The sequence below is a fragment of the uncultured Lactobacillus sp. genome, from assembly GCF_945290125.1.
Taxonomy (GTDB): Bacteria; Bacillota; Bacilli; order Lactobacillales; family Lactobacillaceae; genus Lactobacillus; species Lactobacillus rizhaonensis.
Map to the genome: position 1 here is coordinate 1 of NZ_CALYQV010000012.1, position 13,411 is coordinate 13,411.

15 protein-coding genes are annotated in these 13,411 nt (G+C 35.4%); 1 reads left to right on the forward strand and 14 read right to left on the reverse strand.

Annotated elements, in window-relative coordinates:
- The 12 genes from Q0K80_RS03300 to Q0K80_RS03355 form a co-directional block, all read right to left on the reverse strand.
- On the reverse strand, nucleotides 1–270 hold a 270-nt coding region (locus Q0K80_RS03300; protein ID WP_294603115.1), incomplete at its 3' end, for a helix-turn-helix domain-containing protein.
- 149 nt (nucleotides 271–419) lie between these two features.
- Nucleotides 420–1,241: a PTS system mannose/fructose/sorbose family transporter subunit IID gene (locus tag Q0K80_RS03305; protein WP_294603117.1), complete on the reverse strand. Its 822-nt coding sequence runs from the start codon at nucleotides 1,239–1,241 to the stop codon at nucleotides 420–422.
- Complete coding sequence (locus Q0K80_RS03310) at nucleotides 1,225–2,013, reverse strand: PTS sugar transporter subunit IIC (RefSeq protein WP_294603119.1); 789 nt, start codon at nucleotides 2,011–2,013, stop codon at nucleotides 1,225–1,227. The genes Q0K80_RS03305 and Q0K80_RS03310 overlap by 17 nt, the downstream gene beginning before the upstream one ends.
- Before the next feature lie 5 nt (nucleotides 2,014–2,018).
- The gene (locus tag Q0K80_RS03315; protein WP_294603122.1) at nucleotides 2,019–2,495 is read right to left on the reverse strand and encodes a PTS sugar transporter subunit IIB; all 477 of its coding nucleotides are present in this window, start codon (nucleotides 2,493–2,495) and stop codon (nucleotides 2,019–2,021) included.
- Nucleotides 2,496–2,506: 11 nt separating this feature from the next.
- Nucleotides 2,507–3,211, reverse strand: a complete 705-nt coding sequence (locus Q0K80_RS03320; protein WP_294603125.1) for a GntR family transcriptional regulator — start codon at nucleotides 3,209–3,211, stop codon at nucleotides 2,507–2,509.
- 15 nt (nucleotides 3,212–3,226) lie between these two features.
- The gene (locus Q0K80_RS03325) at nucleotides 3,227–4,204 is read right to left on the reverse strand and encodes an SIS domain-containing protein (RefSeq protein ID WP_294603127.1); all 978 of its coding nucleotides are present in this window, start codon (nucleotides 4,202–4,204) and stop codon (nucleotides 3,227–3,229) included.
- A gap of 92 nt (nucleotides 4,205–4,296) precedes the next feature.
- Nucleotides 4,297–5,274, reverse strand: coding sequence for an SIS domain-containing protein (locus Q0K80_RS03330; protein ID WP_294603130.1), 978 nt, complete (start codon nucleotides 5,272–5,274; stop codon nucleotides 4,297–4,299).
- Between the two features lie 43 nt (nucleotides 5,275–5,317).
- Nucleotides 5,318–6,154 carry a PTS system mannose/fructose/sorbose family transporter subunit IID gene (locus Q0K80_RS03335; RefSeq protein ID WP_294603132.1) on the reverse strand — a complete coding sequence of 279 codons (837 nt, stop codon included), beginning with the start codon at nucleotides 6,152–6,154 and terminating at the stop codon, nucleotides 5,318–5,320.
- 9 nt (nucleotides 6,155–6,163) lie between these two features.
- Nucleotides 6,164–6,958, reverse strand: a complete 795-nt coding sequence (locus Q0K80_RS03340) for a PTS sugar transporter subunit IIC (RefSeq protein WP_294603135.1) — start codon at nucleotides 6,956–6,958, stop codon at nucleotides 6,164–6,166.
- A 15-nt stretch (nucleotides 6,959–6,973) separates the two neighbouring features.
- The gene (locus Q0K80_RS03345; protein WP_294603137.1) at nucleotides 6,974–7,444 is read right to left on the reverse strand and encodes a PTS sugar transporter subunit IIB; all 471 of its coding nucleotides are present in this window, start codon (nucleotides 7,442–7,444) and stop codon (nucleotides 6,974–6,976) included.
- The gene (locus tag Q0K80_RS03350; protein WP_294603140.1) at nucleotides 7,441–7,863 is read right to left on the reverse strand and encodes a hypothetical protein; all 423 of its coding nucleotides are present in this window, start codon (nucleotides 7,861–7,863) and stop codon (nucleotides 7,441–7,443) included. Before Q0K80_RS03350 ends, Q0K80_RS03345 begins: the two co-directional genes overlap by 4 nt.
- Nucleotides 7,864–8,086: 223 nt before the next feature.
- A complete protein-coding gene (locus Q0K80_RS03355) occupies nucleotides 8,087–9,082 on the reverse strand; it encodes an SIS domain-containing protein (RefSeq protein ID WP_294603142.1) in 996 nt (331 codons plus the stop codon).
- Nucleotides 9,083–9,266: 184 nt separating this feature from the next.
- Between Q0K80_RS03355 and Q0K80_RS03360 the strand changes: the two genes are divergently transcribed.
- On the forward strand, nucleotides 9,267–9,989 hold the full coding sequence (locus Q0K80_RS03360) for a GntR family transcriptional regulator (RefSeq protein WP_294603145.1): 723 nt from the start codon (nucleotides 9,267–9,269) through the stop codon (nucleotides 9,987–9,989).
- Between the two features lie 88 nt (nucleotides 9,990–10,077).
- On the opposite strand, the gene Q0K80_RS03365 is transcribed toward Q0K80_RS03360, so the two are convergent.
- Both Q0K80_RS03365 and Q0K80_RS03370 read right to left on the reverse strand, forming a co-directional pair.
- Entirely contained in the window at nucleotides 10,078–10,746 is a 669-nt protein-coding gene (locus Q0K80_RS03365; protein WP_294603147.1) for a hypothetical protein, read from the reverse strand.
- A gap of 742 nt (nucleotides 10,747–11,488) precedes the next feature.
- Nucleotides 11,489–13,411, reverse strand: a complete 1,923-nt coding sequence (locus tag Q0K80_RS03370; RefSeq protein ID WP_294603150.1) for a fructose-specific PTS transporter subunit EIIC — start codon at nucleotides 13,409–13,411, stop codon at nucleotides 11,489–11,491.

Sequence of the window (13,411 nt, forward strand, 5' to 3'; positions counted from 1 at the left end):
AAAAGCTTGCTTACGGCCGCAGTTTAAGCGGCTTATCTGGTAGCGTCTTTGCGCTGCCTGGGCATCGTAGCGGTACCGTTTGCCGTGATACAAAGAAATCTGGCCGCGTTCAAGCTCGTACTTGACTGTAGTGGGCGAACAGTTGAGGGCACGGGCAATTTGACGCAGGGACTGGCCTTGGCTGCGTAAAACTTGGATAATTACGCGGTCTTGCAAAGCAAGATGTTGGCCCTTTTGGTGAGTAGATATGGTAGAATTAAGGGAGTTCATTGGAAACTTCTTTCTAGAATTGATTGGGTTAATTACATTCTATCAGAGAAGTCCAATGGACTTTTTTTATTTTTTAATCAGGGCAAGTGTTCAACTTCATTTTACAATTTACCTTATTTTTTCAATTAAGAAATAGTCTGTAATATTTATTATATTGACAAGAAATGAAGCCAGGTTCCTAAAATACTAAATGCTACAATTGATACTAGAATCCATACCACCTTTACTTTCTTTTTCAACATAGCAAAAATGATAATAGTGGCTAATAATGGCAACATGTTAGGCATAATAGTATTTAATATGCTTGTTAAAGACTGGGCATTCTTACCAATACCTATTTTAAGAGGTGTATTTACAACAACAAGACTGGGGATCATAGAACCAATTACAAACATTCCTAAAATCGAAGCTTTATCTGAAATATTTTGAATAATATTGGTATCACTCAGTTTATTTAAAAAACTTGATCCCTGTTTATAACCAATCTTCAAACCAAAATAGCGAATTAATGTAGCCGGAATATTGTAAGCAAGTAAAAATATAATAGGTCCCAGAATATTTCCAGCCTGACACAGTGAAATTGCAAGTCCTGTACAAATAATTCTCCAAGTAGATAGAAACAGTGAGTCACCAATCGCAGACAGAGGCCCCATCAGACTTATTTTAATGTTATTAATTAAGTCGGGTGAAAAATCAGCTGAAGAAGCATTCTTCTCCTCCATTGCTATCGAAGTCCCTAAAACAAGAGGGGCAAAAATGTTGGTAATGTTAAAAAATTGCATATGCCTTTCTAAAGCAATTTCCATTTGCCTTTTATCACCTTGATAAATTGACTTTAGAGCAGGTACCATTGCGTAACAATATCCCGTACCCATTTGTCTGGTGTATTCCCAAGAGGCACCCATGGTAAAAGTCCGCCAAAACGTCTTATGTAGGACTTTATTCATTTTAATATTAGAACTCATCGACATTATCATCATCTCCTAACTGACTGTTGGCCATATTGGGTTGATATTTTTTCTCGTAAAAATACATGATTGCAATGACTGATGCGCCAAACAAAGCAACACCAATTATTGGTACTTTAAGATAAGTTGTTAACAAAAAGCCAATAACGAAGAAAGGAATTATTTCTTTGCGCAATATTTGTTCAAGTAACATTGCAAAACCAAAAGCCGGTAAAATACCACTGACAACGACTAACCCATCTTGAACGAACTGTGGAATAGCAGCAATTATTTCTTTTGAAAAACTATTACCAAAATAGAAGGCTAACATAATTAATATTACTGAGGGAACAAAATTAATTATGGTTCCACCCCAAAATGACATTCTACTTAATTTGTCTGGCTCCCCAGCTTTGGCATAGTCATCACATTTTTGGACGTACCAAGGACAAACGGCAACATAAGCAAAGTTTTGCACTAATAAAACTAACATGGAAAGAGGCAAACCAAAAGCCAATGCCGCCGAAGTGCCTTTCCCAGTTGAAATAGCAAAAACAGTCCCTAAAACTCCAGCGGAGACCATATCCTGCGGCACAGATGCTCCAACTTCCACTACTCCAATATAAGCTAATTCTAAAGCCGCACCTATTTTAATACCGGTAGATAAATCTCCTAATACTAGCCCGGTTAAAGGGCCCATGACGATAGGCCTAGCCACCATACCACGTCCAGTCAGAAAGTACTCACCATAGCCAAATAGTGCGACTAATCCAATTAAAATTGTTTTTAAAAACATGAGCACTATTCCTTTCTAAAATTTACGACTTTTTTTGCTTCTGAAGGAACCTGTTGAATGAATATTTCCGTTCCTTTTTCTTGTAGCTCCCGTAAATCTTTTCTATCTTGTGGCGTAACGCCAACAGCAGCAGACAATGATTCTGCTTCAGCAGACGGACTTGTACCACCTAAATTTAATTCTTTAATCTTGATTGTTAATTTCTTCAATAGCCGATAAGCATCATGAATACTAGCGACGACTACAAATACCTGATATTTATCTGTAACCCCGCTGTTAATAGAGTTTGCACTTTTAGCAATTGATTGAATCACTAATTTTGCACCTGCCGGCTTAGCAAGCTTCATTACGTTTTTTCTTAATTGATCACCAGCAACTTCATCATTTGCAATTAAAATACAATTAGCTCCAGTAGCTCCGTACCATGCTTGTGCTACTTGACCATGAAGTAAGCGGTGATCTACTCTAAAAAAATTAATCACTTTTTCTTTCCTCATACGTGAAATTCATACCTGTCGGAAATTATGTAGTGTTTCCCGGCGTGTACTATATTATTATTTTCATCTTCAACACACACTTGTAATAACAACAAAGGAAAGCCAACAGATTTTTTTAAGACTCTAGCTTCGCTGAGACTAGCTAAAGCAACACTAATAACCATATCACGTGACTTTAATTCTTTAATATGATATTGCCTGCGTAAAATTTGGTATAGAGATTTACTTAGATCAGCTTTCTCCAATCCAGTAAATCGTGGTAAAGGAAAATAATTACATTCAAGCATTACAGGTTCATCTTCAACTGCATATACCCGTTCAACATAGAGAGCATCTTTGGTTTTCAAAGTAGTTTTCAAATTATCAGGTGTTTCAACCTTTTTAATTTTAATTACTTTTGCATTAGCTTTAAACCCAGCGTTAGCAGCTGTTTGTGAAAAGCTTTCAGCTGAAGCAGAACTAATAATTCTTTTTACCTTGCGTGGTTTGCGGACAAATGTACCTACACCATGAATTTTTTCAATTAAGCCATCTTCAGCCAGGCCTGCAATAGCTTTGCGTAATGTTACGCGACTAACATTAAATTGCTTACTTAATTCAAATTCGTTTGGCAATTTACTATTTGTTGGATACTCACCTGTAATAATTTTTTGCTTAATTTTTTCCATTACTTGAGAATATAAAGAACCTGTTGCTGCCAAATGTCATCACTATCCTTAATATTTAACTTTGCCCATGTACCTTCTAACATCCAATGAATGATTATGTACATCAGCTAATTTTGATCTATATTCACAAAGAATAGTATAGAACAAAATTGGATTAAAGTACTCCGAAACCTTGTCATCTATCATGTCCAAGCCAAGTTTCTTAGCGTCAACAATTTCTATTTTTTCTGCATATTTCTCTAAGAAAGTTTGTGCTCTTTCATCAAGAGCTCGAGTTCTCCCTAAACTCTTAATTAGAATATAAGGGGTGTTCTTATCTGTGACTTCAAATGGACCATGGAAGTATTCTCCAGAATGAATTGCTGAAGCATTTAACCATTGCATTTCCATCAAAGAACAGATAGCAAAACCATATGCATGACCAAAAGAAGGGCCACTACCCAATACGTAAAACATTTTTTCATCTTTATACTTTTGCGCAAAAGCTTTTGTCCGTGGTTGAACCTGTTCAATGGCATTAGCAACAACTGTATCTATTTTCTTAAAGCCATCCTCAAATTGATCGACATAAGGATAGTCTTCAATTCCATGTAATAATTTTGCAGTGGCGTGCAGCGTTATCGCCATCGGATTATTAACTACTTCAGCTTCGTTACCCCACTCATAAATTATTTTAGCGTCAGAATAAGTAAGTAAATCTGCCTGTTTATTAAATGTTAAGCCAATAGTAAAAGCTCCATGCTCTTGTGCAACCTTGGCTGCTTCGACTGTTTCGGGTGTGTTACCACTGTGCGAGCAAACGAACGCGATCGAATCTTTATCTAATTTTGCCGGAGTTACATGTACAAATTCGTTTGCAGTATACCAACCTGTAGTTACTTTCTTTGCTTCCGCTTCCAGAAAATATTTTGAAACATATAAATCAACTAACGAACCACCACAAGCTGTAAAATAAATAGTATTTATTTTTCCTTGATTATGATTTAAGGCATCTTTAACAACTTTGTTTACTATATTGCTATCCATATTTTGAACTCCTAATTTATGTTAAATTTTAGTATGACTATTTAATATAAAAGGATTCTACTTTCATAGAATCCTTTTAAAACTCTTTTCTATTAATAAGTAAGTTTCCACATATAACGACGCTTGGTTAACGGATGCTTTCTAGCCTTAGCAAGCTCTTCAGCATAAACACGCATTACACCAGTATGAATCATTGGGTTAAAGTAATCAATTACATTTTCACTAGCAACTTCGTTAAGACCGTAATCCTTAGCATCAATATTTGTTACCTGTGCATCAAATCTTTGTAAGAATGTCAAAGCACGGGCATCAAGATGACGAGTACTACCATCATTCATGAACAATAGATACGGCGCATCCTTTTCGGTAAGTTCAAACGGGCCATGGAAATATTCACCGGAATGAACTGTTGGAGCAGCAATCCATTGCATTTCCATAAACAAAAATGATGCTGTTGAATATGCGACACCAAGTGATGCACCACTGCTTAGTACAAAAATTTTCTTTTCATCTTTGTACTTTTCACCAAATTCTTTTGCGGAAGGCCCAACTGATTTTACTGCATTTTTAATTAAATCAGGCATGCCGTTAAAAGCTGCAACAGCTTCATCATAAAACTGATAACCCTCAAACTGCTTAACAATTTCAATAGCAAAGGCTAAGCAATATGACATTTTTTCAGTTTTAGCAGCATAATTTTCGTGGAAACCATGAATAACTTTATATTCTGTTTCTTTAATAATAGGTGAATCATCTGCCATTGATAAAGTAATCAAGTGAGTACTCAATTCTCTAGCCTTTTTAGTTGCAGCTACTGATTCAGGAGTTGTACCGCCAAGAGAAGCAGTTATTACAATAGTATGTTCTCCCACTCCCTTTGGCGTATCATAGTTAAATTCATTTGCAGTATGAATTGAGGAAAGCAGTTTAGTACTTTCATGCGAAACGAAGTAATAACCTGGATACAGGTCGGCCATTGAAGCACCACAGCCAACAAACATTACACGATCAATATCAGGTTGTTTTTCCTTAATATCACTTACAATAGATTTAACTTTTTCAAAATCCATAATTTATATAATCTCCTTATTTATTATAAAAATTTACTAACAACTAATTAAAAATGCCTAATACGCTAAGTAGGATACCGCCAAAAATACAGATGACCATAATCCAAGCAGTGTTAACCTTCTTTTTGATTAGGTAAAACATACCTAAGGTGAATGCTAGAGATAACATCTGTGGGAAAATTGAATCTAATGTCTTTTGTAAAACAAAAGTTTTACCAAATTTAATTGGTGTCGTTATCCCAATCATCGTTGCTACCATTGCTCCAATAACCATTAGCCCGATTACGTTCATCAAAGACATGATTCTGTTAATGGTACCGTTACTAATAAGACGCTGAATATTCTTTTTACCTTGCAGATAACCCCATTTACCGCCCCAATAAGTAACAATAACTGAAGGGATGATGGAAATAATCATTGCCAAAATTGGCCCAAATATGTTTCCTTGTTGAGCCATGTTGATTCCCAGCCCAAAGGCAATAATTTTAATTGTCCCTTGGAAGAAGGAATCACCAATACCTGATAAAGGCCCCATTAACGAGGTTTTCACCCCATTAATTGAATCAGGATCGAAGGTATCTGGATTGGCTGCATATTCTTCTTCCATTGCTGAAGATAAACCTAAAACAAACGAGGTTAACTGTGGAGTACAGTTGAAGAAGGCCATATGACGATGGTATGCCTCTTTTTTCTTCTGGAGTTTTTCAGGTGTATCTGGCTTCTCGCCATAAATTTCATCTATTGTTGGTGCCATACCATACATGAAACCCATGTTCATTTGACTTTCATAATTCCAAGAAGTCTGAATAGCCCAAGATCTCCAGAAGAATTGCCAAAATCTATGACGTAGCTGTTTTTCTGTATGCTTTTGTTCAGTCATAATTTCCTCCTATAATTCTTCCAAATCATCTAGGTCGTCACTACTTGATGAATTTGATCCAGAACTATTATTGCCGTTATTAGTCATAAATTTGTTAAGAATAATAGCAAAAATAACTGCAAAAATAGCTACACTAATAACTGTCATCTTACCGTATGCGGCAATAAAGAATCCTAGGAACAAATAAACTGCATTCTTTTTATCAATCATAGTTGACATCAAAAGTGCAAACCCATATGCTGGTAAAATCTTACTTGCCAAAGTTAAACCGTTAGTTAGCCAATCTGGAATCATCTTAACAAAACTGGTAACAACGTTTGTACCTAAGAAAATTGCCAAAAATACTGGAACAAAATATAACAAACCATAAATAATTGGTCCATATACTATGTGGTAGCTTCGCGCTTTTCTGAATTTGCCGGCATCAATTGCATTTTCAACTAACTGATTAAAAGATGAAAACAGCATTCTGATAACTATGGCTACCAGTTGCCCCAAAACGGCTACTGGCAAAGCTACAGTTAACGCAGCTTGTGCACTGGTATGTGACAAAATAGCAAAAGCTGAAGCTACGACTGATCCCAAAACCATATCTGGGGGAACGGCAGCACCTACTTGAACTATTCCCATTGAAACCAGCTCTAGTGTCGCACCAACCAGCAATCCCTTCGAAACATCTCCTAGTACTAAGCCAACAAGTGTACTCACTATTAATGGCTGTTCAAAGTTTTCACGCCCAAGCAGTCTTGAGTCGAACATGGCGAATACACCGACCAAGCCGACCACTAATGCTTTCCAAAACATTTTTTACCTCCTTTTCTAAATAATATTATTTAAAAGTTCTTTATTAGCTGAAGGAACTTGTTGCATGGTGATCTTGATACCCTTGTCACACATTTCTTTAGTAAGTTTAACTTCTTCTGGAGTTAAATAAATAGCATTACTAAAGCGTTTTGCATCTGGTTTAGAAGGAATTAAGCCATAATTAATTTCAGCTACAGATCCATATGCAGCAATAAATTTACTCAATTCCGCTACGTTTTCATAAAGCAACATAATATTATCTTTTAGCGCCTTTATCTGGTCAATTTTACTAATTGCTTTATCGACGCTAAAAACGTTTAGACGGACATCTTCTGGCTTAGCCAGTTTCAAGGACATTTTCTTAAAATCATCATTTGCTGTAGCTGTATCAATTACAATTACTCTTTCGATATCCGCAAATTTGGTCCATGAAAAAATGACTTGTCCGTGCAACAATCGGTGATCAACTCTAATTACTTTTATCATAATAAATCTCCTTCATCGTCATCTTCAGTCATTAACTTATTTATCGACAAAACTCCTTTCTGTCCTTCGTTAATAGCCTCTTCTATACTCTCTTGGGTTAGGCCGGAATCTGCTGTAGTAATTAAAGTTATAACCAAAGGCAGATTCATGCCTGTTAACACAGTCAAATTTTGATGATCTTTTAACAGCTGGGTCATCTCATTATTAACTGAGCCACCTAAAACATCAGTAATGATTACTGCTCTCTCATCACCAACCTTATCAAGCGAATTTTTAATATCACCAATAAAGCTATCATCACTCGTACCATTTTTATAGGCTTCATACGCTTCGAGATTATCCTGATTGCCGGCGATCATTTCAACAGTATTTTTCATTCCCTTGGCAAGCTTGCCATGGCTAACTAAAATTATTTTCACTAAACTTCACCCCTAATCCAAACACTCACTAGCATATTATAAGATGTATTAGCATGTATACTTGATATAATAATATAAAAACAAGATCGCGTAAAGGCTTTCTTCAAAAATAATTAAATTTTATTTTAAAAATTATTTGTTTAAAGCGATTTCGTTAAATTTTTCATTAAAAAATAATGACACAAAGTTTCAAGTTCCTAAAATCATTTTGCGTCTGAAATAATTACTTATAATCTTCTTTCCACATATACCTACGAGTTTCATAGCTTTCGTGGGTAGCATAAGAAAGTTCCCTCATATAAACATTATTCAGAATAGATGAAAAAATGGGGTGATTAAAATATGGAGAAACTTCAGGCTTAATATCATCTAAAGCTATTTCCTTACCGTCTAATACATATAATTTTTTGCCGCCAAACCTTTGTTCAAATTTAAGAGCACGCTCATCTTCAGGTCTTGTTTTTCCTGTGGCCAATAGCTGAAAAATTGACTTACTTTTATCTGTAACTTCAAAAGGACCATTAAAATATTCATAACTATGAATGGTAGGTGAATTCAATTGCAGCATTTCTTCTATATTGCAAATTGAGAAAACGTAAGCTGCACCATATGCTGGACCACTGGCAATAACATAAATAGTTTTTTGATCTTTATTTTGCTCTGCCCATTCTTTTGCCAAAGGAGTGGTGTAATCAACTGCTTTACGATAAACAGGATCAAGTAAATCAAAAGTCTTCATCGCTGTTTCAAAATCATCGTAGCCTTCAACTTCTTGAAGCAAATTCATTGCTATGCACAATCCAATACTGCCATTTACACGTTCAAGCCTGCTTTTATCTAAAGCTAAACTTTCATATTTTATTTTAAAATCACAAACTTTTACCAAGTCGGATTCATCAATATACAGAGCAATTGTGGTTGCACCATGTTCTTTAGCAACTTTTGCAGAATCAATCGTTTCACTGGTTCCTCTCATAGAACATAAAACTACTAATGAATTATGGTCTAAATTCTTTGGCGGAGCATAAACGAATTCCCCACTAGTATACATACTGGAAAATAGCGTTTTTGACTCTTGATGTAAAAAATATTTAGCACCATAAAAGCCACCAAACGAACCACCGGCGCCTATCCAAATTACTTGTTTAATACCTCCTTCATCTTCCATTTTGTTAGCAGCTTTTTTGACAATCTGTTTAACTTCATCTTGTATTTTCATTTTTATCTCCTGTATTTAAAAATGATACATGTATCTTAATTTATAAATTATAAAGCGCTTCATTGACAAAGTAAAGTGGATATTTAAAAATACCAGTATCTCCATTTGGTATAAAAAGATACTGGTGCTTAATCAATCAGCTTTTGATATAATACAAATAATAATATTCAAGAAAGAAAAAAACATGTTAAAAAAATCAGAAAATCATATGCCATTATATATTGACCTGGCAAAGATCGTAAAAAACAGAATTGCAGAAAATAAATATCAAATAGGCAAAAAAATACCTTCTGAAATGGAGCTGCAAAAAGAGTTTTCTGTCAGTCGTACCACTGTTCGAAAAGCTCTTAAGGTATTAAGTGATGAGAATTATTTAATTAAGCTTCCTGGCAAAGGGACTTTTGTGTCCGACAAAAGAAACGAAATTGAAACTCAAAATCAAAAGTTTTCTAGCCTGACAGACAGTGCTGCAAAAACGGGTAAAAAAATCTCCAATCGTTTAATTAGTATCAAGACTATTACAGGTAATGATGAGCAAAATACATTTCTGCAAACTAATGCCCAACAACAAATAATTGAAATTAAACGTTTGAGGTATATCGACGATATTCCTTTCTGTCTTGAATGGATTTGGCTAGCTCCTAAATATAGTGCTATTAAAAATGAAGATCTTGATATGCCGCTGTACAAGATTTTACAAAAGAAATTTCACATTAATCCTGGAAAAGGAAAGAAGACTTTTAAAATTGCATTCGCTAATAGAGAAGAATCCTTCTTACTAAATGTTGACGAAAAAACACCATTAATGCGGATTAAAGATTTAGTTTATGATGATCATAATGTTCCGCTACATATTACTCAAGAAATTATCCGCAGCGATAGGTTTACTTATGCAGTTAACCATTAATTTTCACATCAAAAAAGCAGATACTAGTATTTTCTACTAGTGTCTGCTTACTTTTATAAATATTCTGTTTTAACTTCTGATTAACTAATTAGTACCAACCATTAGCAAGCCAGAATTGTTTAGCTGCTGCCCATGAGCCATAGCGGCCAGCAACATAGTTGTTAGCAACACGCTCTTGATTAGCGGCTGAATAGTCACCGTTAAGATATGCGGCAGAAAGTTGGTATTTACCTATGTACTGACCATTTTGCGCACTGTATGAGCCACCAGATTCACGACTAGCAATCCACGCCTTTGCCCCTGCTTCTGAGTCACTTGAAGCAGTAGTGTAATTAATATTAGTAGCGTATGTAGACTCAGTGTTATTTGCAACAGTACTGTTTTCAGTCTGGCTGCTGGTTACCGCTGTATTTTGAGATTCATTTGCCGGATGATAGCCTTTATTGACGTATTTGGCCTTAACCCATTGGTTCTTGCCTAAGTCGTACCACTTATGACCCTTTTTGTCATAAGCAGTCTTAATGACTTTCCAAGAAGAATTACTTGGTAAAATTTGACCAGTAGCCTTAGGGTGTTTATAACTGTTCCAAACATGAATTGAATTACCATCAACATAGTTAACAGTTACAACTGCTGCATCATTTTCAACGGTAGCTGCTTGAACGTCGCTGGTTGCAACGCTGCCTATAACTGCAACTCCAGAAGCAGATAATGCTGCTACTGCTGCTGATTTAACTAAAATAGATTTTACCTTCAAAAAAATTCTCTCCTTAAATAAAAATCCATAATATGTTTTTCAAATCAAAAATAGTAAACTAATAATCAATTTGATGTTATATATACTACAACGGTAAAATTGCAGAACGATAACAGGAATATCACTTAACCTTTAAGAATTAGTTACTATTTTTATAAAAAATGTCATAGTTGTAACACAAAGTTAACTGTTATTTAATTTGACAAACAGCCATAATAGCAAGGTAAAATGCAAAGTTGTAAGTAGCAAGAACATGCGTTTGTGCACTTAAATTTAAGCGAGTATAGATTATTTCTGCAACATAAATGAAAAACAATAGCCAGCTTTGAATATTTTTGTTGCAAAAGTGATATAGTTAATTTAATATTCAGTTGAAAGGAAAAGAAAAATGAGTAAATATGAAGTTAAATTAGAAGAAAAAGATTTGCAGATGCTTGAGGATTGTCATTCAAAAAATCCTTCAATTATGAAGGCATTGAATGAAGCTAAAAAGATTGAAGATTAAAAGTTAATACGAATAGAAAGTAGATATTAACTGCCCCAAAGTCTGAGAAATATTTTATGGCTAAATTGTCTAAGCAAGATAAAATTGAATTTGTTAGTCTTAGAAGATTTTCATTAGTAAAATTTTGGCGGTATAACATTATCAAATCTATCTCAGCAGCAAACACATTTGTAAGATAGCGCAATTATAACTGTAAATAAAAAACACAAGATTTTTAGTCTTGTGTTTTTTAGTATATTAATAATTATTTTCAAACAAAGCTTGAATTTCTTTAGGAGTGTTAGCCTTTTTAAGGCTTGCAATGAAGTCTTCATGAGTCAACAATTTAGCAGTATTTGACAAGTATTGCAGATGAGCACTACTATCAGTTTCTGGTATTAAAAAAGAAATAACTATATCAATTTTCTTACCATCTAAAGATTGCCAATCAATTGGCTCTTTGAGTTTTAAGACTATCATTGAAGACTTGGTAATTGTTGCTGACTGAGCATGGGGAATTGCAAAGCCATCAGTCATACCAGTTGAGCCTTCTTTTTCACGTTTAAGATAGCTATCGTAAACCGCATCACTATCATTAGCCAATTTATTTTTGACGGCAAAATCCGCCAGATATTTGAGCACATCATTACGACTAGTAACATCAACACCAACCTGAATGTTCCTTAATTCAAGAATATCACTCGGCTCAAATGCTTCTGTCTTAGTTTCAGTATTATGATTAGTTACATTGGCAACGCTAGGTGCGACAGTAGTTTCTGCTTCTACAGCTAGTTTATCTTTTTTATTAAATCTACCGGCAATTAATGCTAATAACGCACCCGAAATAGCAGCTCCAATGAGAATCCACAATACCCATAAGAAAGGTTTATTAACTAATGGTAAAACAATAAATCCACCGTGAGGAGCAGGCACACTAATTTTCGTTATGTAAGTTAAAACTGATGCTACTGCAGATCCAACCATAAAGGCCGGAATATTCCATAATGGGTGTTTAGCTGCAAAAGGAATCGCGCCTTCAGTAATATGAGTTGATCCCAGTAAAAAGTTTACATACCCAGCAGTTCTTTCACTCTTTGAATATGCTTTGCGATTCATTAAGACGGCAAAGCCTGTAGCTAGCGGTGGAGCTATACAAGCCGCAGAAACACCAGCCATAAAGTAATAGTTTCCTTGTGCCAACAGCACGGTTCCCGTAACATATGCCGCTTTATTAATTGGTCCACCAAAGTCTGCCGCACACATAATACCAATTATGATACCCAATAATACAGGATTAGTATTTTCAAATCCTTTTAGCCATGACATTAAACCAACGTTAAGAGCTTCAATTGGAGTATTCAACAGGTACATAATTGAGCCGGTTATTAAAACCCCGAGAACAGGAAAAAGAAAGATCGATTTCAAGCCCCTGAATTTATCATCAGGCAATGGTTGAAACAATTTTTGTAAGCCAAAAACTATAATTGCTGCTAAGTAGCCACCAACTATTGCTCCTAAAAAACCACCACCACCATTAAAAGTGATGAAGCCAACGGCTAAACCAACCACAAAACCAGTCCGTTGAGCCAAAGCTTCAGCAATATAAGCTCCTAAAACTGGAGCCATCAAGTTCATAGTAGTACTGCCTATTGTATTCAGCATCGCAGCAAATTGATTGTATTCACTGCTCTTAGGATTTGCCGAATCAATTCCCCAGAAGAAGGAGATGGCCATTAGCACACCACCGGCAACGACAAACGGCAACATATGAGAGACACCATTCATCAAAGAGGTATAAATTTTATTACCTAGTTTTTGATTCCCTACACTATCATTATTTGAATCCTTAGCGGCTTGTCCCTCTTTATAAATAGGAGCTGCTAGTGCTTTTTTGATTAAAGCATCCGGTTCTTTTACACCTCTGGCAACGGGAACTACAACCAGGCGCTTTCCTGCGAAGCGCTCTAAGCCAACATCAATGTCAGAAGCAACTATCACTGCTTGAGCATCTGCAATTTCCGTACTAGTCAGATTATTTTCGATGCCAGTTTGACCATGTGTTTCAATTTTGATAGTATAACCAAGCTTTTCAGCTGCTTTTTCTAAGGCCTCTTCTGCCATAAATGTATGAGCGACACCGGTTGCACAACCAGTAGCACCCACTAAATCATAATTAGCCAC